The 19,800-nt window shown below is 57.8% G+C and carries 17 protein-coding genes and 1 pseudogene; 11 read left to right on the top strand and 7 right to left on the bottom strand.

Features of this window, described 5'->3' with window-relative positions; genetic code table 11:
• Positions 1-942 (top strand): ATP-binding cassette domain-containing protein (locus AC3B8H_RS08300; RefSeq protein WP_488441129.1); only part of this gene is annotated, 942 nt, incomplete at its 5' end.
• A complete protein-coding gene (locus AC3B8H_RS08295; protein WP_488441128.1) occupies positions 939-3,071 on the top strand; it encodes an ATP-binding cassette domain-containing protein in 2,133 nt (710 codons plus the stop codon). The genes AC3B8H_RS08300 and AC3B8H_RS08295, both read left to right, overlap by 4 nt.
• Before the next feature lie 109 nt (positions 3,072-3,180).
• Here the strand turns inward: AC3B8H_RS08295 and AC3B8H_RS08290 are convergent, their stop codons facing one another.
• The 7 genes from AC3B8H_RS08290 to AC3B8H_RS08260 form a co-directional block, all read right to left on the bottom strand.
• Positions 3,181-4,014, bottom strand: a complete 834-nt coding sequence (locus tag AC3B8H_RS08290; protein WP_488441127.1) for an amino acid kinase family protein — start codon at positions 4,012-4,014, stop codon at positions 3,181-3,183.
• Positions 4,015-4,025: 11 nt separating this feature from the next.
• Positions 4,026-4,838: an amino acid kinase family protein gene (locus AC3B8H_RS08285; protein ID WP_488441126.1), complete on the bottom strand. Its 813-nt coding sequence runs from the start codon at positions 4,836-4,838 to the stop codon at positions 4,026-4,028.
• 1,107 nt (positions 4,839-5,945) lie between these two features.
• Positions 5,946-6,167, bottom strand: coding sequence for a FeoC-like transcriptional regulator (locus tag AC3B8H_RS08280; RefSeq protein ID WP_488441125.1), 222 nt, complete (start codon positions 6,165-6,167; stop codon positions 5,946-5,948).
• Positions 6,164-8,470 (bottom strand): Fe(2+) transporter permease subunit FeoB, encoded by a 2,307-nt coding sequence (gene feoB, locus AC3B8H_RS08275; RefSeq protein WP_488441124.1) that lies wholly within the window; start codon positions 8,468-8,470, stop codon positions 6,164-6,166. The genes AC3B8H_RS08280 and feoB overlap by 4 nt, the downstream gene beginning before the upstream one ends.
• Positions 8,467-8,700, bottom strand: coding sequence for a FeoA family protein (locus AC3B8H_RS08270; RefSeq protein WP_488441123.1), 234 nt, complete (start codon positions 8,698-8,700; stop codon positions 8,467-8,469). Before AC3B8H_RS08270 ends, feoB begins: the two co-directional genes overlap by 4 nt.
• A gap of 83 nt (positions 8,701-8,783) precedes the next feature.
• Positions 8,784-9,215: a hypothetical protein gene (locus AC3B8H_RS08265; protein WP_488441122.1), complete on the bottom strand. Its 432-nt coding sequence runs from the start codon at positions 9,213-9,215 to the stop codon at positions 8,784-8,786.
• Positions 9,216-9,225: 10 nt separating this feature from the next.
• The gene (locus tag AC3B8H_RS08260; RefSeq protein WP_488441121.1) at positions 9,226-10,827 is read right to left on the bottom strand and encodes a SulP family inorganic anion transporter; all 1,602 of its coding nucleotides are present in this window, start codon (positions 10,825-10,827) and stop codon (positions 9,226-9,228) included.
• Between the two features lie 280 nt (positions 10,828-11,107).
• On the opposite strand from AC3B8H_RS08260, the gene pgaB reads away from it, so the two are divergent.
• The 9 genes and pseudogenes from pgaB to AC3B8H_RS08215 all read left to right on the top strand — a co-directional run.
• The gene (pgaB, locus tag AC3B8H_RS08255; protein ID WP_488441120.1) at positions 11,108-13,021 is read left to right on the top strand and encodes a poly-beta-1,6-N-acetyl-D-glucosamine N-deacetylase PgaB; all 1,914 of its coding nucleotides are present in this window, start codon (positions 11,108-11,110) and stop codon (positions 13,019-13,021) included.
• Between the two features lie 18 nt (positions 13,022-13,039).
• Positions 13,040-14,377: a poly-beta-1,6-N-acetyl-D-glucosamine synthase gene (gene pgaC, locus AC3B8H_RS08250; protein WP_488441119.1), complete on the top strand. Its 1,338-nt coding sequence runs from the start codon at positions 13,040-13,042 to the stop codon at positions 14,375-14,377.
• Complete coding sequence (gene pgaD / locus AC3B8H_RS08245; RefSeq protein ID WP_488441118.1) at positions 14,374-14,814, top strand: poly-beta-1,6-N-acetyl-D-glucosamine biosynthesis protein PgaD; 441 nt, start codon at positions 14,374-14,376, stop codon at positions 14,812-14,814. The genes pgaC and pgaD overlap by 4 nt, the downstream gene beginning before the upstream one ends.
• 83 nt (positions 14,815-14,897) lie before the next feature.
• Positions 14,898-15,422, top strand: a complete 525-nt coding sequence (locus AC3B8H_RS08240) for a glycine cleavage system transcriptional repressor (RefSeq protein WP_488441117.1) — start codon at positions 14,898-14,900, stop codon at positions 15,420-15,422.
• 4 nt (positions 15,423-15,426) lie between these two features.
• Entirely contained in the window at positions 15,427-15,894 is a 468-nt protein-coding gene (locus AC3B8H_RS08235) for a peroxiredoxin (RefSeq protein WP_488441116.1), read from the top strand.
• Positions 15,895-16,181: 287 nt separating this feature from the next.
• A complete protein-coding gene (locus AC3B8H_RS08230; protein WP_488441115.1) occupies positions 16,182-16,421 on the top strand; it encodes an OadG family protein in 240 nt (79 codons plus the stop codon).
• A 55-nt stretch (positions 16,422-16,476) separates the two neighbouring features.
• A complete protein-coding gene (oadA, locus tag AC3B8H_RS08225) occupies positions 16,477-18,291 on the top strand; it encodes a sodium-extruding oxaloacetate decarboxylase subunit alpha (protein WP_488441114.1) in 1,815 nt (604 codons plus the stop codon).
• Positions 18,292-18,330: 39 nt separating this feature from the next.
• Positions 18,331-19,458: a sodium ion-translocating decarboxylase subunit beta gene (locus AC3B8H_RS08220; RefSeq protein WP_313730224.1), complete on the top strand. Its 1,128-nt coding sequence runs from the start codon at positions 18,331-18,333 to the stop codon at positions 19,456-19,458.
• A gap of 16 nt (positions 19,459-19,474) precedes the next feature.
• Positions 19,475-19,800 (top strand): annotated as a pseudogene (locus AC3B8H_RS08215) (glycosyltransferase); the annotation flags it as partial.

The following is a 19,800-nucleotide window of genomic DNA, read 5'->3' as shown; positions in this document are numbered from 1 at the left end:
GGCGCGGCGCGGGGGGTGGCGGGCGCGTCCCGGCCGTCCTTCGTCAGACTCGGGGCCAAACTGCCCGGAATGAGCCGGCGAAGCCGCGATATCAAGAGGACGCATCGGCTTGGCGGCTTTACGCCGCCGGTTGCCATCCGTATCAGCGAAGGCCACGTAGTCGCCGCCGGCCACGATATTTTGCTGAACGTCGAATTAAACATCGCTCCAGGCGAGCATGTCGCGATCGTCGGTCCATCCGGCGCCGGCAAGTCCAGTTTGGTCGGTTTATTGTTGGGCTGGCACCGTTTGGCGAGCGGCAGCTTGTCGGTTGACGGCCAGCCGTTGAGCGGCAACTATCTTGCCGCGTTGCGCCGGCAAACCGCCTGGCTGGACCCGGCCGTGCAACTTTGGAACCGTTCGTTTTTGGAAAACCTGACTTTCGGCGCCCCGGATGGCGGTTTCGCCCGGATTGGCGAGGCCATCGACGCCGCGACCTTGCGCGCGGTATTGCAGAATTTGCCGGCCGGTTTGCAGACTTACTTGGGCGAAAGCGGCGCCTTGCTGTCCGGCGGCGAAGGTCAGCGCGTTCGGCTGGCCAGGGCGTTGATGCAAACTCAGGTGCGGCTGGCCTTGCTGGACGAGCCGTTTCGCGGCATGGATCGCGTTCAGCGCCGACAGTTGCTGATGGAAGCCAGGCAATGGTGGCGAGGCGCGACGCTGTTATGCGTGACGCACGATATCGAGGAAACCTTGAGTTTCGAGCGGGTGTTGGTCGTCGAAAACGGTGCCATCGTCGAGGATGCCGCGCCGCGGGTTTTAGCCGGTCGGGATAGCCGATATCGCCAGATGTTGGACAGCGAACGCCGTTTGCACGAACGGCTTTGGCAAGGCAAGCAGTGGCGGCGTTTGGCGCTGGCCGATGGCCGCTTGGCGTGCGATCGGGCCGGGAGCAGCGCGTGAACCCGGCCATTTTGGCGCTGAGTTGGCCGGCCGCGCGTTTAGGCGAGGGTATCGAAGAACTGGCGCGCGTCGCCAAATTACTGGCCGCCGGTCCCCGGAATCCGGTCGCGGCCGCTGCGCCTCCCGACGACCGGGCCGAGCTCGGCGCTTGGATTGCTTGGGCCGGCGAACGCTTGGGTTTGGAAGCCGAACCCATCGAAACTTTCGTCCCCCAGGTCGCTGACTGGTTGCGCGACATCGGGCCGGCGATCTTACAAATCGATACTGGCGGCGAAGCTCGCTTCCTGTTTTTATTGAATTCGCGCTTCGGTCGTCTGCAAGTGCTGGGGCCGGATTTACAGCGGTCGATGTGTCCGGTTGCCGGTTTGCGCAATGCGCTGTGCGCGGATTTCGAAACGCCGTTGAAACCGGAAATAGAAGGTTTGCTGGCGCTGGCCAAGGTGCCGAATCGGCGGCGCCCGGCGGTGACGGCGCTGCTATTGGATCAACGCTTGGCAACTCAAAAGATTGAAAACTGCTGGTTGTTGCGGCAGCCGGCGACGGCCGATTCGCGTAGCCAGGCGGCGGAAGCGGGTTTGCCGAGGCGGGTGTTCAGCCTGTTGACCGTGCTGGTCCTGGTCTACGCGTTGGAAATTGCCGGTTGGCGCCTGATCGGCGAAGCGGCGTTGAACGGCCGGCTGGATTTCGGTTGGCTATCGGCTTGGGGTTTGGCGGTGTTTTCGCTGATTCCGCTGCATTGGATCAGCGGCTGGCTCGACGCCGGTTTCGCATTGGATGTCGGAACCGTGCTGAAGAAACGCTTGCTGGCCGGGGCGTTGCGCTTGGATCTGGAAGCAGTTAAACAGCAGGGCAGCGGCCAATTATTGGGACGGGTCATGGAATCGCAGGCGCTGGAGTCGCTGTCCCTGAACGGCGGTTTCTCGACGTTGATCGGTTTGGTCGAGTGGCTGTTCGCCGCTTGGATTTTGAGTGCCGGCGTCGGAGGTTTGAATCACTTGCTGATGCTGGCCGGCTGGACGGCCTTGGCCTTGTGGCTGACCGGTGCATATCTGCGGCGGCTGAAACACACCACCTCGCAGCGGATGAGCATGACCGAGCAATTGGTCGAGCGCATGGTCGGCCACCGCACCTGTCTGGCTCAGGAGTCGCCGGCGCGGCGCGGTGCCGACGATGACAGCCTGCTCAACGACTATCTGCTCAGTGCCAGCCAAACCGACGCCGCGCTGACGCCGTTGATCGGCGCATTGGCGCGGGGTTGGCTGGTGTTGGCCTTACTGGGAATGACGCCGGCTTTCGTCAGCGGCGATACCGCATCGACCGGTTTGGCGATCAGTTTGGGCGGGATTTTATTGGCCGGCCGGGCTTTGTCGAACGTTGCCACCGGTCTGGCGGTGCTGGCCAGGGCCTACATCGCCTGGCAACAGGTGGCGGCGCTGTTCCATGCGGCTTATCGCGTGCCGCCCGGCCAGCCGTTTTTGTCTGCCGGCGATTTGCGCGGCGAAGTCGGCGCCGCCGGCTCCGACAAACTGGTCGATGCCAGCGATTTGAGCTATCGGTATCAGCCGGGTGGCGAGCCGGTCTTGCGCGGCGTCAATCTGACCATTCGGCGCGGCGAACGCTGCTTGCTCGAAGGCGCATCCGGCGGCGGAAAATCGACTTTGGCGTCGTTGCTGGTTGGATTGCGCCAACCGGATTCCGGCTTGTTGCTATTGAACGGTCTGGACCGATATACCTTGGGCGATCACTGGCACCGGCTGGCCGGGGAGGCGCCGCAATTTCACGAGAACCACATTCTGACCGGCACCTTGGCGTTCAACCTGTTGATGGGGCGAGCGTGGCCGGCCGACAAGCCGGATCTTCTGGAGGCCGAGGAATTGTGTATCGCGTTGGGTCTGGAGCCGTTGCTGCAGCGCATGCCGTCCGGCATTCACCAACGGGTAGGTGATACCGGTTGGCAATTATCTCACGGCGAACGCAGCCGGATTTTCCTGGCGCGGGCGTTGCTGCGGAACACGGCGCTGACAGTATTGGACGAGAGTTTCGCCGCGCTCGATCCGCAGACGATGGAACAATGCCTGAGTTGCGCGTTTGCCAGAGCCGATACCTTGTTGGTGATCGCTCATCCTTGAGCGCGGCGAAATGCGTTCGATTGGAACTGGCGGTCCGGATTGCGCGTGCGGCTTAGCCGGGCCAGAAGGCCCGGCTAAGCGTTAGCTTGGAGGATGCCGCGCAATAAGCTTAACCGGCTTTCGCGCCGCTATGAATGATGGTGCCGACGTGTTCGCCGCGTAACGCGGCGGTCAGCCGGCCAGGTACCAAGCCATTCACGATCTGAATGTGTGCCAGGTGACGCGCGGTCGCCATCACTTCGAGCAGGGCGGGATCGAACGGTAGAGGACCTGCCTGCTTGGCCAGTTCGGCGGCGCTGGTTTCGCGAATCCACCGCGCTTGCGCGCCGTCGTCGGCCTTGGGATCGGCGCTGTAGACGCCATCCACGTCCTCGACGATGGTCAGGCCAGCCGCGCCGAGCGCGTCGGCCAATAAAAAGGCGCCGGTATCGGCCCTATGATACGGCAACCGCGAGGTTGGAAACTCGTGGTGGTGGTAGGGCGGAAAGGCGCTGCCGACCACCGCGCGGGCGGCGGCGAGGTGGATGGCCAACTGGCTGGCGATGGTCGGATGTTCGACGTAAGACACGCCTTCCGGTGCTAGCAAGGATGCCAGGATGTGGCCGTTCTGGCCTGCTTCGCTGGCGGCGAGCGGCGCCAGCGAACCCACTGGCAGACCGAGATCCAGGCCGACGCCGTACAGATGGCGGGCGCGGATTCCGGCGCCGGTCAGGATCAGCAGGCGGTGCTCGGGCAGGATTTTGCGCAATTCGTCGACGATGGGCAGGATGGCGTCGGCGCCGCGATCCATGATGGAGCGGCCGCCGATCTTGACCACCTGCAGCCAGGGCAGCAAGCGGATAGGGCGCCTGCCGGCGACCGGGCGGGTAAGATCGCCGTCCAATAAAGTCTGGCGGGCCAGCGGCGAAGCGACGTGTTTGATCGTGTTGGTATTGTCAGCCATGGCGTGTGTTCTCAGCTCGCGGAAATGAGGGTGCCGACGTGCTCGCCGGCGAGCGCGCGGGTTAAATTACCGGGGACCAGTCCGTTGACCACCTGTATCTCGCGGACGTGCCTCGCGGTTTTGAGCAGGTCGAGTACCGGGAATTCCAGGATGGAGTCATGCAAACCCTTGGCCTTCATCTCGTCCACCGTAATCTTCGGGATGAACGTCGCGTTCTTGGTGGTCTTCGGATTCGCGCTGTAGAGACCGTCTTCGTCCTTGACGTAAATCATGGCTTTACAACCGAATTGTTCGGCGAGCAGGAAGCAGCCGGCGTCGGTACGGTAGGGCGGAATCACGCCTTCCGGGGCCGGGCGCATCCACAGAGTGTAGGGCGGCATGCCGCTGAAGACGACCGCATTGACCTCGGCCAAGTAAAGCGGCACCGCCGGCAGGCCCGCGCCATCGACCGCCGAAATACCGTATTTCGCCAGCAGCTGGCCCAGCATCACCGCATTCTGGTCGGCGACCGAAGCGCCGAGTTGCGAAAGTACCCCGGCCGGCAAGCCGACGCCGGCCGCGATCGAATACAGATGGCGGGCGCGGGTACCCGCGCCGGTGCCGATCAGCATCTTGTGGTGTTTGCGGGCGGCGACGATTTCGTCCACCAATGGATAAACGGCGGCCCGGCCACGATCGATCACGCTTTGGCCGCCGATTTTGATGACGGTGGCGTCGGGCAAGATACGGAAATCCGGAGCGGCCTCGGCCGCCGCCAACAGTTGCGGATCGGAGAGCGAGCGCTGCATCAGCAGCTCCTCGAGCTCGGCTGTGGATTGAGTCATAGGGTTGTCCTTTTCAATGGGGTGAGTACCGTTTTTTTAAGGGTTGTCGCGTTTGCCTCGTCACGGCGATTACGAAGCAATCGCCGTGTTCGCGAATGACCCAGGGCACTGATCGGCTTCGAAATCCCCGCCAGCATAGACGCCATGCAACCCTTAAAACGCACGGGTTTGCAGCATATCGCAAAGCAAACCCCGAAACAACGGCGCCGGGCGAGTTAGGCCTTGGATAGTCTGGTTCGCGCGATGAGTTTTATGCGTATGACCGGGTTCACCAGTGTAAGAAATGGATGGCGGACTTTACCCGCGGAAATAAGGGGAGCGCGCTATCCCCGCTACGCGCTCCGTTGAACGAGACAGCGGCTGTTTATTTTTTAAATCTGGCCGCTTCTTCTAAGCCGCCGGTGGCGTTGTCTTTATTGTGGGAATGCGCTCCGACGCCGGCCAGTTGGCTGTCTTGCACGATCAGGTATTCGTCGCGAATCGGCCCGCCTTCCGCTGAAATTCATGGAAACGGAGCGAACGCGGAGTGATGAATTTTTAGTCCCCGATAGGCGTAGCGCCGGGCGGGTTTTCGCAGAAAACCTGCAAGGCTTGGCGACACGCCGTCAAGTCATGCGAGAGCCGATGTTTCGACCCCTGGTGGGGTCGAAACGAGGTGACGCGGACGCATCGGGGCCGCCGAAGGCCATCACCGTGACGGTGGAGTCCTGATTGTCGTCCCATGGATGGGCGAAAATCTTTACGGGCGGAAGCCGCCACTCGCCGGCTCTAAGGATTTATGCCGAGGTACGAGTCAGTCCGCGGGTCATGTTAGGTTTCAGGATCGTTAGGTCGGAAATATCGATAACTTTCGTTGAAGGTTGTACTGAATCAGTGACAAGACACCTCGGCGCATCCCGCTATTGTATCTCAATTTGTGGTGACCCCGGCTTGCGCGAGGTGGTATCCACCCAATGAGTCCGAGAACTTCGCTTGTCGGGAAAGATTCCACTCCCCCTCGATTTGGTAGTTGGGCGGCTACTCGCGGCGACGGAGCGGATGCGGCAGGCGGTTGGAGGCGAGAAGGAGAGCTCGGCTAAGCGGGCCGAGTTCCGCGATGGGCCTCGCTTAGTCTACCCATTCGTAAATTTCGGTCAGCAGCGGATCGCATTTACAGCAACTGCTGGAACAGGCCGAACCGGTCCCGCTGAGTCTGACTTTTCCCTTGCCTATCCATTTCCCAAGCATGCCGCGCAAGGCGTCGGCATCCATCTGAAAATGTAGAACCATGTCATTGAGCGTGGCGCGTCGGCGTTGCTGCAAATAACCGCGCAATTCGGACAGAATCATGGCGCGACTCCCTCGGTTTGGTGATTGCCGTAATAACGTAAGCCGGCCAATATGCTCAGAAAGACCAGTGTCATCCCGGTCAACCAGCTCAGCGTCGCGTGCGGATGCTGGTCGTAGGTCATGATTTGGTAAAACAATGTCGCGGACAGATAGGCGACAAAGGTGGTCCAGCAGACGGTAAACAGAGCCCAGCCGCCGCTGGTTTCCTTGTAGATTGCCGCCGTCGCGGCGACGCAGGGCGCGTATAGCAGGATGAATACCAAGTAGGCAAAGGCGCCGACCTTGCCGTCGAAATGACTTTGCATGACCGCGAAGGTGTCCAGTTTTACCTGTTGTTTTTCGGCGGCTTCGGCTTGATCGGCGCTGGTGGCGATGCCAAGGCCGAGCGGGTCCAACAAACGGTCGGCGATGGCGGCCAAATTGTCGGGAACGGTTTGCAGCGCTTCGCGTAACGCGGCGCCGAGGTCGAATTCGGTCTCCTCACTGCCGCCAGTACCGGCCGCCATTTGGCTGTACAGCGCGTCCAAGGTGCCAACCACGGCTTCCTTGGCCAGTACTCCGGTGAAAATGCCGACCGTCGCCGGCCAGTTGTCTTCGGCAATACCGAGCGGGGCGAACAGCGGTGTCAGCGATTTGCCGATACCGCTTAATATCGATTGATCGCTATTTTCCCGGCCGAAACTGCCGTCGCTGCCGAGCGAGTTCAATACATTCAGCACCAGTACCATCGGCACGATGATTTTGCCGGCATTGACGATAAAGGTTTTCAGGCGTTCCCAGGTTTTGGTGTAAATGCCTTGCAGGGTTGGCAAGTGATAGGCCGGCAGCTCCATCAGAAACGGAGTGGGGGCGCCGCGCAGCAAGGTATGGCGCATGATCAGGCCGGTGGCGACCGCGATGGCGATGCCGAACAAATACAGCCCGAAAACCAGATTTTGGCCGCCGACCGGAAAAAACGCGGCCGCGAACAGCGCATATACCGGCAGCCTCGCGCCGCAAGACATGAACGGGTTCATCAGATTGGTCAAAATCCGGTCGCGCTGGTTGTCCAGCGTCCGGGTGGCGATGATGGCGGGGACGTTGCAACCGAAGCCGACGATCATCGGCACGAAGGATTTGCCGGGCAGGCCGAGGATGCACATGAAACGGTCCATCACGAAGGCGGCGCGCGACATATAACCGGAATCTTCCAGCGCCGACAGAAAAATGAACAGAAAGCCGACGATGGGAATGAAGGTCGAAACCACCTGGATGCCGCCACCAATGCCGTTACAGATCAAAACCACCAGCCAGGCCGGCCATTGCCATTTGCCGAGCTGTTCGCTCAGGCCGTCCACCAGCAGCGCGCCGACCGCCTTGTCGAAAAAATCGACGAAGGCGCTGCCGATGTTGATCGTGAACATAAACATTGCATACATCACCAGCAAAAACACCGGGATGCCGAGAAAACGGTTCAGCACCACACTGTCGATTTTGTCGGTGGTACTGCGCGAGACTTCATTGAGTTTGCAGACGGCGGCCTGTACCAGTTGGTTGACCAGACCGTAACGGGCGTCGGCGGCCAGGATGTCGATATCGTCGCCGGCCTCGGCTTCTATCCGTTCGCGCAGACGACTGACCAAGGGCAAAATCTCGGGACCGGCCCAGCGCTTTGCCAGCGTGTCGTTTTCCAACAACCGTAATGCCAACCAGCGGCTGTCGCATTCCGGGTGGGCTGGTAGTTGTCCTTGCAATTCGGCGACCGCGCTTTCCAGCTCGGCTTGGTATTGGACTTGTAGGCTCGGGGTTGGCGCGTCGAGACAGGCCGCGCCGATGATATCGCGCAATTCCTTGATGCCGCCGCCGGATGCGGCCGTGACCGGTACCACCGGACAGCCCAGACGTTGGCTCAGCATCTCTATATCGATTTTGATGCCGCGCTTCTTGACCGCGTCCATCATGTTCAAAACCACAATCATCGGTACCCGCATTTCCAGCAGTTGCGAGGTCAGATAGAGGTTGCGCTCGATATTGGCGGCATCGATGATGTTGATGACCAAGCGTGCCTGACGCGACGCCACATAGTCGCGGGCGACTTTTTCGTCGAGGGAAATACTGTCGTCGTCGGATTCCAGCGAGTAGGTGCCCGGTAAATCGACGAGTTCGATGCGCTTGCCTTGATGCCGGTATTCGCCGGTCTTTTTCTCGACCGTCACGCCGGGCCAATTGCCGACTTGTTGGCGAGAGCCGGTCAGGACGTTGAACAGCGTGGTTTTGCCGCAATTGGGATTGCCGACGACGCCGACGATGAAATCCGCGCTCATAATTTCTCGATCAACAACACCGAGGCTTCGTTTTTACGGAGCGACAGCGAGAAGCCGCGAATCTTAATCTCGACCGGGTCGCCCATCGGTGCGAAGCGGGTGATCGTAAACTCGGTGCCGGGCGTCAAACCCATCGCCAATAGCTTTTTGCGGTAGACGCCGCCTGCTTGGTCGAATCCGACAATGCGGCCCGTATCGCCGGCCGCCAGCGCTTTCAGATATGTCGACATGCTATAAGCTTATTAATAACTGTTCTCATTAAGCCGCAATATAACACACGGTCACGGCAATGTAACAAGCGGATGTCGATAAATCAGATGAGTTTGCGGGCGGCGGTCTTGGGCGCCGAGAAAATGGCCGAAATGTCCTTGACGAATTCCAGATTGGCTCCGCGCCGCCGGTCGGCCAGTCGCTTTTCAGCCATCGCCGACGAGGCTTGGTAACTCTGGCGGCGATCGTTGTGCCAATCGCGATTGTGGTATTCCCGCACCAGCACCAATTTGTTTTTAAAGCGTTGGCCTTTCAGCGATTTGATGGCTCTCAAGCCCACCTTGTCGGAATCGATATGAACCAAGCCGTGGTATTCCAGCGTGTGGGTGGTTTTATCCAGAATGACCAGGATCTCCGCTTTCAGAATGCGCGCGCTCGCAAACAAAAAACGCCGCTTCAAGGCCGGCGCCACGTAGGCTTCCAGTTCCGATAAATGCGTGTTGGCCGGCACGTTGCGGATAAACAATATCATCACGAACGCTCCTTTAAGGCTTCCGGACGCGGGCCGCTAGTTTAGCGCGCCCCAACGGCGCGGTGGCGGACAGGCCGAGGATTTCGCACCGTCCGCCTTGCGCGATGTAATCCTCCCGGTACTGCGTGATGAATTCCATGACGGTATGGTCGATTAAGTCGGCTTCGGAAAGGTCGAAGATCAGCGTTCGGCCATCTTGAATGTCGGTCAGCCAGCTTTTCAAGGCCAGAAAATTCGAGAACAAGGCCGCGCCGCTGACTTTGACGGTCCAGGCGCCTTCCGCCGAGGTGTCAACATGGTAAGACATCGACAGCAAGCGGTGTAGCGAGACTCCGCGACCGACATGCAAGGCCAGCTTCGCGGCGATACCGGCCAACACGCCGGTCAACAAATTACTGGCCAGAATCACGACGATCGTCAGCAGGAATAACAACAGCTGTTCCTTGCCCAAGTCCATGCTTTTCGCGAATGCTTGCGGCGACGCTAAGCGAAAGCCGGTGAAGACCAGTAAGGCCGCCAACGACGCCAGCGGTATGGTCGCGATCAGGCTCGGAAATAGCGCGACGAACACCAAAAGGCAGGCGCCGTGGCAAAAGTTGGCCCAACTGGTTTGCGCCCCGGCCTCGATATTGGCCGAGCTGCGCACGATTTCGGCGATCATCGGCAGCCCGCCCAACAGGCCGGACAAGGTATTGGCGATACCGATCGCCCGCAATTCCCGATTCAAGTCCGAATAACGGCGCAACGGGTCTAACTTGTCGACGGCGGCGGCGCTCAGCAGGCTTTCCAGGCTGCCAACCAGACAAATCGAAATCACGCTTTGCCAAAACGCCAGGCTGGCGATTTTGCCGAAGTCCGGCCAATTAAAGGCCTGACTAAAATCGGCCGGAATATCCACCAGAAAATGGCTGACGACATCGACACCCTCGGGCATGCGGAAGTCGAGCGGCGCCGGGTGCGCCAGACCAAATAATCGCCCAAGCACAATCCCCGAGGCTATCACGACGATAGGCGCCGGCAACTTACGCAACCAACCTTGTTTCAGGTGCGGCCATCCGACCAAAATAGCGATGCCGGCCAGCGCGATCAGGCCAATTTGCGGAACAAAATAAATCAGTTGGTGGGGGAGCTCGCCGATTCCCGTCAATATATCGGTCGTCCGGTTCTGCACGCCGGCCATGACCGGCAATTGCTTGGCGATAATGATGATACCGATGGCCGCCAACATGCCGTGGATTACCGAAGCGGGAAAGATCGCCGCGTAGCGGCCGGCCTTCAAATAACCCAGCGCAATTTGCAACACACCCGCGCAAACAATCGCCGCGAGGGTGTAACGGTAACCGGCCGCCGGATCGCCGTCGCCGAGCGTGATGGCGGCATCTAAAATCACGACGATCAGCCCCGCCGCCGGCCCGGTAATCGTCAACGGCGCACCGCCGATCCGCGACACCAGCAAGCCGCCGACGATCGCCGAGATGATTCCAGACAACGGTGGAAAGCCGGATGCCAGCGCGATACCCAGGCAGAGCGGAAGCGCGATCAAAAACACTTGAAAGCCGGCGCTAATGTCGGCCGGCCAGTGATTGCGGTCACCTGCCGCGGTTTGTGTGGTCATGAGTTCTCCGTTCAATGAGTTGCGGCGAGCGGAGGCGATCCCCGCTGCTGGCGCCAACAATTCGGGATGATAACCACAATTGCCGCCTGGATGCTACGTTTGGGGTGATTCGATTTAAACACCGCGCTTCGACCCATGGACTCCGTCAAGATACGGCGGCGCTCAAATAAAACCAGGCTAAAAATCGCGTTTCAGGTAAAATCCGCTGTCCAAATCCGGCGCGATCCCGTGGCCGGCAATCTCTGCTATTCTGACATTTCCCTCTTGTTATCAAATGGATATGAGTTCTTTTGCTCGCGTGATTTTTTTAGCGCTTTGCCTGTATTCCGTGGTCGGCCGGGCTAACGATGTCGACAACGCCGGCTTTCTGATTTTGAATTACCACGACATTCTGGAAGAGGAGGAGAGGGTGCCGCCGTTCGACCGGATTGCGGTCAACAAGTACCATCTGGAAGATCACTTCGCCTGGCTGAAAAAAAACAACTACCACGTGATCAGCATCCAAGATTTGTTGGAGGCCCAGCACGGCGAAAAGGCGCTGCCCAGCAAGGCGGTGATTCTGACTTTCGACGACGGCTATCTGAGTTTTTACACCCGGGCCTTGCCCTTGCTGAAAAAGTACAAATATCCGGCCACGCTGGCCGTGGTCGGCTCCTGGCTGGATCAAAAAACCTCGCATAACAACATCCCGCTGATGACTGCGGCCCAAGTTCGCGAAGTGATGGCCAGCGGGCTGGTCGAGGTGGCCTCGCACAGCTACGATTTGCATCACGGTATCGTCGCCAATCCGCAAGGCAGCGAGCAAAGCGCGGTCACTTCCAGGCTCTACAGTAGCGAATACGAAGAGTACGAAAAAGACGAGGATTACCGTAAACGTTTGTTCCAGGAGCTCAATAAAAGCTCGGAGCGACTGCTGCAAGTGTTGGGGCAACGGCCCCGCGTGATGGTCTGGCCTTACGGTGAATACAACACCGTCGCGTTGGAGGCCGCCAAAATGGCCGGTATGGCGTTGACGATGGGCTTGGACGATGGGATGAACACGCTGGCCAACGTCCACGCGATGAAGCGGATGATGCTGGCCGATGATCCCAACGTGCAGCAATTCGCCGAAATCGTCACCAAAAAACGCGTCGGTCGAGAGTTGCGGGTCGCGCATGTGGACATGGATTATATCTACGACGACGACGAGGAGCAGACTGCTAAAAACCTCAGCGCATTGGTCGAACGGATCGCGCAAAGCGGCGCCAATACCGTCTACCTACAAGCGTATTCCGATCCGGACGGCGACGGCAACGCCGACAAATTGTATTTCCCGAATCGGCACTTGCCGGTACGCCGGGATATGTTCAATTACGTGGCGTTTCAACTACGTAAGCGCGCCGGCGTCAAGGTCTACGCCTGGATGCCGATCATGGCTTACAAGGCCGACGTGCCCTTGAAGTGGTATGTCAAGGAATGGCGGGACGGCGAGCCGCAATTGTCTCGGCACGTGTATACCCGCTTGTCGCCGTTCAACCCGGAAGCTCGTCAATTCGTCGGCGAAATCTACGAAGACTTGGCCAAGCATTGCGATTTCAATGGTATTTTGTTTCATGACGACGGCATTTTGTCCGATTTCGAGGATGTATCGCCGCCGGCGCTGGAGTTCGCCCGCGACGTTTGGGGGCTGCCGGCCGAGTTCGACAAAATCCACGCCTCCAGCGAATTGCGTCTGCGCTGGGCGCAACACAAGACCGAGCTGATTGCTCAGTTCACCGATTATTTGACCGACAGAGTTCGGTTTTATCGCCCTTATATCGCGACCGCGCGCAACTTTTATTCGCTGCCTTTGTTGAAGCCGTATAGCGAGGAGTGGTACGCGCAATCGTTTCCGGCCTTTATGAAGCATTACGACTACGTGGCGATCGAGGCGATGCCGTTCATGGAGGAAGCCGAGAATCCCAAGCAATGGTTGACCGAGTTGGTCCAGAAAGCCGCGCAAGTGCCGGGCGGTTTGGACAAAATGGTGTTCGAACTACAAACGGTGGATTGGAAGAAACAGCAGGACATTCCGATGGCGGTATTCGGCGAACAATTCCAGATTCTGAAAAAGAACGGTGCCAAGCACATCGGTTATTACCCGGATAACCTGTATCACGATCAACCCAAATTGGACGAATTGAAGAAGTATTTTCCGGTCGCCAGGAAGGAATAAACCGTTATGGATGACATCATGGCTCACCCCTGGTTCGAGCAGCTAATCGACTGGAAATTGCTATTGCAGGAACGCTTGCAAGACCTGCCTTGGCAGCATATCGACGAATGGCTGTCGCGCTTCGTGTTTTACTATCCATTGTTGATGGCCTACGTTTGGATGCTGGGCGGCATCCTGTATTACTGGCGCTGGGAGCGCAAGCGCGGCAGTGTGTGGTCCGACGTGCCGGACTTGGCGGAGTATCCGTCGGTTTCGATTCTGATCCCTTGTTATAACGAGGGCGAAAACGTACGCGAGACCATCGAGTATCTGTTGCATCAGAAATACCCGAACTTCGAAATTATCGCGATCAACGACGGCAGCAAGGACAATACCCTGGAGATTTTGCACGAGCTGGCCGATCAACATCCGAAACTACGCGTCGTGAATCTGGCCAGCAACCAAGGCAAGGCGGTGGGTTTACGCACCGCCGCGTTGTTGGCCAATAGCGAGATTCTGATCGGCATCGACGGTGACGCGCTGTTGGCGCCCAACGCAACCGCCTGGATAGTCAGGCATTTTCTGGAAGACCCGAACGTCGGCGCGGTGACCGGCAACCCGCGTATTCGTAACCGTTCGACGCTGCTCGGCAAGATTCAAGTTGGCGAGTTTTCGGCGATCGTCGGCATGATCAAGCGCGCGCAACGCTCTTATGGTCACATCTTTACGATTTCCGGCGTGATCGCCGGCTTTCGCAAATCGGCATTGCATGATGTCGGCTACTGGAGTCCGGACATGGTGACCGAGGACATCGACATCAGTTGGAAGCTGCAACTGGCCGGTTGGACGATACGCTTCGAGCCGAATGCCTTGTGTTGGGTGTTGATGCCGGAAACCTTGAAAGGGCTGTGGAAGCAGCGCAGCCGCTGGGCGCAAGGCGGTGTCGAGGTGATGTTGCGTTATTTTCGGGCGCTGTTCAATTGGCGCAGCCGCGGCATGTGGCCTCTGTATTTGGAATGCTGCATCAGTCTGAGCTGGGCGTTTTTGGTCGTGGCGATGTTGGCCTGGGTGCCTTGGCAATGGGTTACCGCCCATGAACCGGCAGAAGCCCTGGAAGATCTGTCGCCGCATTGGACCAGCATGTTGTTGTGCGTGACCTGTTTGATCCAGTTCGGAGTCAGTTTGGCGATCGATTCACGCTATGAGCGCCAAAATGGCCAATCGGCGCAACATTACTACTGGATGATTTGGTATCCGATCGTGTATTGGTTGATCAACGTCGGTACGACGATCAACGGCTGTATCAACGCGTTGCGTAAAAAGCGCGGTCAGCGCGCGGTGTGGGTGACCTTGGATAGGGGCTTGCGGAGCAAATGAAGGACATCATCATCAATCAGCCGCATCTGCAAAGCTTTCGGCAAAAGCTCGGCTCGGCACTGCTGGCGTTGGCGAGCTGGCTGTTGTGGCTATATTTCCTGACCCCGCTGTTTACGCTCGGCGCCTGGCTGATGGGTTTGAAAAGCCTGGCCGACGAAATCCGCTGGTTCGGCGGCTACAAAACCCTGTTAGAGCTGATGCAGCTTTATGTCGAGATCATTCTGATCATTGCGGTGTTGTGGTTGGCCTGGACCGTCTATCTGGCCTGGCTACGCGCCCATCGTCCGCCGCATCGTCCGCCGCCGGTGACGGACTTGCAGTTGTCGGCGGCTTTCAACGTCGATGTCGAGCTGCTAGGCAAAGTACGTGCGGGGAATAAGTTGACCGTGCATTTCGACGATCACGCCGTCATTACCCGGATCAGCGACAGTACTTGATCCGATGCGCGGGCGCCCGCGGCTTTTGTCCGGGCGGGGCTTGGTGCTACACTGTAAAGACCCGTATTTAAGGATCAATAACCATGCAGCTTGCAATCTCGGCGCTAGGCCATAAAGCTAGCGGTTTCATCGTGGAAATTTTATCGGCGTTGAGCGCCTGCCAGTGCACGGTGATCGAGTTGCGTACCGCGAATCTGACCCAATTGAGTTCCGCGTATTTGTTGATTTCCGGCAACTGGAACCATATCGCCAAGTTGGAAGGCATGTTGGATGCGGTCAAGCTGCGTTTTAATCTGCAAATCAGCTATCTCAGGCCCGAGGACGGCAAATCGGAGATCGAAGGCGTGCCTTATACGCTGGAAACCATTTCGGTCGATAAGGACGATGTGTTGTTCGCGGTCAGCGCTTTTTTGATGGAGCGGGGAATCACGATCGAAGAAGTGAGCGCCAGCCGCCATCAAGCGCCGTTTTTCAACAATCCGGTACTGTCCAGCCGTTTCGTGCTGCTGGTTCCGCCGGATGTGCGGATTCTGTCGTTAAGGGAAGAGTTTTTGGATTTTTGCGACACCTTGAATATCGACGCGATTTTGGAACCTATCAAACGGTAATGTTATGACTCTCTCTATTGGCGCCCCTGTTCCTGAATTTGAAATTGCCGCCACCGGCGATAAAACTGTCCGTCTCGGCGACTACCGGGGTAGGAAGCTGATTTTGTATTTTTACCCCAAGGATAATACGCCGGGCTGCACGCAAGAAGGCATCGCGTTTCGCGACCATTTCGATCGCTTCGTTCAGCTGAATGCGGTGATCTTCGGTATTTCCCGCGACAGCGTTAAGGTCCACGAAGGCTTTAAAGCCAAGCAACAATTCCCGTTCGATCTGCTGGCCGACCAGGACGAGGCGCTTTGCAAGTTGTTCGATGTGATTAAGACCAAGAACATGTATGGCAAGCAGGTGTTAGGCATTGAGCGTAGTACCTTCGTTGTGGACGAAAACGGGATATTGCTGAAGGAATGGCGCAAGGTGCAGGTCAAAGTCCATATTCCTGAAGTGTTGGCCTATTTGGAAAGTCTGGCCTGATTGCCCGGTCGAGCAAGCGCTTCCCTGGTGCTTGCATACCCGAGAACAACGTCCGCGTCGGGTAAATTCGCGCGATTACCGCCCCAACAACGCTCGGCCGCCGCATAGTCGGAACGCCCGCCAAACGATAGGTTTTCCGGTCTGTTTTCAACTCCTTACGAGCGCGAAGCCGCGCGCGCTCTAGCGTTCGTTCCAGTGCCCGTCCTACCCCAGAGCCCGCTCGAGATTGTTTAATCGAGTGGTTTTGGCGATAATGCCGTGACATATTAATCATTTGGACACCAAACATGAACGAAATGCTGACCTCGGGAATTGAAGTCATGTTGATTGGCATGGGCATGGTTTACGCGTTTTTGGCCATGTTGATCGTGGCGATCAACCTGATGTCCGCGTTTATCCAGCGCTATTTTCCGGAGCTGCCGGCTCAATATCCGGATGCTCCGGTCGCTCAAAGCGGCGACAAAGCCGTGGTTGCCGCGATTACGGCGGCGGTACATCAATACCGCAAGAAACATCGAAAAGCGTAACCCTTGCCCAAAAGGCATCGATATAAGACCCAAAAAAGTCATTAGGAGATAGAGAGTGGAAAAGGTTATCAAGCCCCTGGGAATCACCGAGGTGGTGTTGCGAGACGCCCATCAGTCGATTCTGGCAACCCGGTTGCGTATCGAGGATATGCTGCCGATCTGCGAGCAACTGGATCAAATCGGTTACTGGTCGCTCGAGTCCTGGGGCGGTGCCACTTTCGACGCATGCGTGCGCTATTTGGGCGAAGATCCTTGGGAACGCTTGCGCTTGTTGAAAAAAGCCATGCCCAACACTCCGCAACAAATGCTGTTTCGCGGCCAGAACATTTTGGGTTATCGGCATTACGCCGACGACGTGGTCGACAAATTCGTCGAGCGTTGCGTCGTTAACGGTATCGACGTGTTCCGGATATTCGACGCGATGAACGATATGCGCAACATCGAGCGCGCCGTTAAGGCCGTCCTGAATACCGATGCTCACGCCCAGGGCACGATTTCGTACACCACCAGCCCGGTGCACACCATTAAAAAGTGGGTCGAACTCGGCAAACAGATCGAGGACATGGGTGCCCATTCGATCTGCATCAAGGATATGGCTGGGCTACTAACTCCCTATGATGCCTACGAATTGGTCAGTAAACTGAAACGGGCCGTGGCCATTCCTATTCATATGCAATGCCATGCCACCACCGGTCTGAGTGTCGGCACCTATATCAAGGCGATCGAGGCCGGCGTCGATAACGTTGATACCGCCATCTCTTCGCTGAGCATGACTTACGGCCACAGCCCCACCGAAACCGTCGTGGCGATGATGGCCGGTCAAAAGCGCGATACCGGTCTGGATTTGGTCAAGCTGGAACGTATCGCCGATTATTTCAGGGAAGTCCGTAAAAAATACGCGCAATTCGAAGGCAGCTTGAAAGGCGTGGATGGGCGCATCCTGATCTCGCAAGTGCCCGGCGGCATGCTGACCAATATGGAAAGCCAATTGAAGGAGCAGGGGGCCGCCGATCGGTTCGACGAGGTACTGCTCGAGATTCCCAAGGTTCGCAAGGATCTCGGTTACATCCCCTTGGTGACGCCAACCTCGCAAATTGTCGGTACACAAGCTGTATTGAACGTGCTGTCGGGCGAACGTTACAAAACTATCAGCAAGGAAACCGCCGGGGTATTGAAAGGCGAGTACGGCGCAACGCCGGCGCCTGTCGATAAAGCATTGCAAGCCAGGGTATTGAACGGCGGGGAGCCGATCACGTGCCGGCCGGCCGATTTACTGGAACCGGAAATGGACAAGCTGATCGCCGAAGTTAAGGCCAAGGCGGAGGCCGACAACGTCAAATTGGCCGAGAATGTCGAGGAAGACGCGTTGATCGACGGTTTGTTCGCCCAGATTGGCTGGAAGTTTATCCAAAACCGCGGCAACCCCGCGGCTTTCGAACCCGTGCCGGGCGCCGAGCCCGCCGTTGCCGCCCTGACCGCGCCTGTTAGCCTGGGCGGTCCGGCTGAAAGCTACACCGTTAACGTCGACGGCAAGAACTTTCACGTTGTCGTCGCGCCAGGCAATGGCGCGGCCGAGATCATCGTGCAACCGACCGCCAGCAAACCGGTCCTCGACGAAACCGGGCCTATGCTGGCCGCTACCGCGCCCATTGTCAGCGGCAAGGGCGTGGTCGAATCGCCGTTGGCCGGCGTGGTATTGCGCGTTAATGTCAACGTCGGTTCGCATTTGTCGGAAGGCGACGTGGTGTTGATCATGGAGGCGATGAAAATGGAAACCGAAATTCGCGCCAAGGTGGCCGGCATTGTCAGTGCCGTCAACGTCAGGCAGGGCGACTCGGTGGCGGTCGGAGACATTCTAGTCACGCTGTAATCATACGTCGCGCCAACTATCGAACCAACGAAGAGCTCCATGGAAAATATCAGACTATTGTGGGAAAACACCGGCATCTACAACGCGACCGGATCGCAGGTCGCGATGATGGCGGTCGGGTTTCTATTGCTGTATTTGGCCATCAAAAAAGGTTTCGAACCCCTGCTGCTGCTGCCGATCGGTTTCGGCGCGGTACTCAGCAACATTCCGGCCGCCGGCATGATAGACGAGGGCGGTATCTTGTACTACATGTATTACGGCATTAAAGCCGGCGTGTTTCCGCTATTGATCTTTATGGGTGTCGGTGCGATGACCGATTTCGGTCCAATGCTGGCGAATCCCAAAACCTTGTTTCTGGGGGCCGCCGCCCAATTCGGTATTTTCGCCACTTTGTTCGGCGCGTTGGCGCTAAATGCGGTGCCAGGCATGGAATTCAGCTTGCGAGAAGCCGCCGCGATCGCAATCATCGGCGGCGCCGACGGGCCAACCGCGATTTACGTAGCGTCCAAACTGGCGCCGGAATTACTCGGTGCCATTGCGGTGGCCGCTTATTCCTACATGGCCTTGGTGCCGCTGATTCAACCGCCCATCATGCGCGCGCTGACCAGTGAAGCCGAACGCCGGATCGAGATGCAGCAATTGCGTAACGTCGGTAAGACCGAAAAAATTGTGTTCCCTTTGATGTTGCTGGTGTTAACCGCATTCCTGTTGCCGTCGGCCGCACCGTTGGTCGGGATGTTTTGTCTGGGTAATTTAATGAACGCCAGCGGTGTCGTTGACCGCTTGAGTAAAACCGCGCAGAACGAATTGATTAACATCGTCACGATTTTCTTAGGTTTGTCGGTGGGATCCAAATTAAGCGCGGAAGCCTTTTTAAAAGTCCAGACCTTGGGAATTCTTGGTTTGGGGGCTATTGCGTTCGCGATCGGTACAGCTAGCGGCGTTATCATGGCCAAGATTATGAACCGTTTTAGCAGCACGCCGATTAATCCGTTGATTGGCGCCGCCGGCGTCTCGGCGGTTCCGATGGCCGCCAGGGTCGCCAACAAGATTGGCCTGGAGAGTAATCCCCACAATTTCCTGCTGATGCACGCGATGGGGCCGAACGTGGCGGGTGTGATCGGCTCGGCGGTTGCAGCGGGGGTACTGTTAAGTTTGGTGCGTTGATAGTCTGACGAATTCCATGGCCGCCGAAGTCGAGACTCGAAAACCGAGTGTCCTTTGGCTAACTTCAAGCTATCCGCGCTACCAAAACGATAGCGCGTCGGTTTTTCTGCGCTACTTGGCCGAAGCGCTCGCCGAACACCACTTCGATATTCGGGTGTTAGCGCCCGATCATCCCGACCTAGTCGCGACCGATTCCGCCGTTTCTCTCAAGCATTTTCGTTACAGTCTACCTCGGCGTAGTCAGTTGCTGGCTTACGGTTCCGGCATTTTGCCAAATCTGCGCGCTAAACCCTCACTGATATTCCAAGTACCTGGTTTCATTGCGTCGATGTTCATCGGTGC

This window comes from Methylomonas sp. BG-2, from assembly GCF_057766305.1.
The sequence above is the reverse complement of the archived record's forward strand: the minus strand, read 5'-3'. Positions and strand labels throughout refer to the sequence as shown.

Bases quoted from the DNA above. Each gene is read 5' to 3' on its own strand.
- AC3B8H_RS08220 (WP_313730224.1), top strand. From the start codon at position 18,331: ATGGAAAATATCAGACTATTGTGGGAAAACACCGGCATCTACAACGCG.
- AC3B8H_RS08270 (WP_488441123.1), bottom strand. From the start codon at position 8,700: ATGTCGACATATCTGAAAGCGCTGGCGGCCGGCGATACGGGCCGCATT.
- AC3B8H_RS08285 (WP_488441126.1), bottom strand. From the start codon at position 4,838: ATGACTCAATCCACAGCCGAGCTCGAGGAGCTGCTGATGCAGCGCTCG.
- AC3B8H_RS08260 (WP_488441121.1), bottom strand. From the start codon at position 10,827: ATGACCACACAAACCGCGGCAGGTGACCGCAATCACTGGCCGGCCGAC.
- AC3B8H_RS08240 (WP_488441117.1), top strand. From the start codon at position 14,898: ATGCAGCTTGCAATCTCGGCGCTAGGCCATAAAGCTAGCGGTTTCATC.
- AC3B8H_RS08280 (WP_488441125.1), bottom strand. From the start codon at position 6,167: ATGATTCTGTCCGAATTGCGCGGTTATTTGCAGCAACGCCGACGCGCC.
- pgaD (WP_488441118.1), top strand. From the start codon at position 14,374: ATGAAGGACATCATCATCAATCAGCCGCATCTGCAAAGCTTTCGGCAA.
- pgaC (WP_488441119.1), top strand. From the start codon at position 13,040: ATGGCTCACCCCTGGTTCGAGCAGCTAATCGACTGGAAATTGCTATTG.
- AC3B8H_RS08290 (WP_488441127.1), bottom strand. From the start codon at position 4,014: ATGGCTGACAATACCAACACGATCAAACACGTCGCTTCGCCGCTGGCC.
- AC3B8H_RS08235 (WP_488441116.1), top strand. From the start codon at position 15,427: ATGACTCTCTCTATTGGCGCCCCTGTTCCTGAATTTGAAATTGCCGCC.
- feoB (WP_488441124.1), bottom strand. From the start codon at position 8,470: ATGAGCGCGGATTTCATCGTCGGCGTCGTCGGCAATCCCAATTGCGGC.
- pgaB (WP_488441120.1), top strand. From the start codon at position 11,108: ATGAGTTCTTTTGCTCGCGTGATTTTTTTAGCGCTTTGCCTGTATTCC.
- AC3B8H_RS08230 (WP_488441115.1), top strand. From the start codon at position 16,182: ATGAACGAAATGCTGACCTCGGGAATTGAAGTCATGTTGATTGGCATG.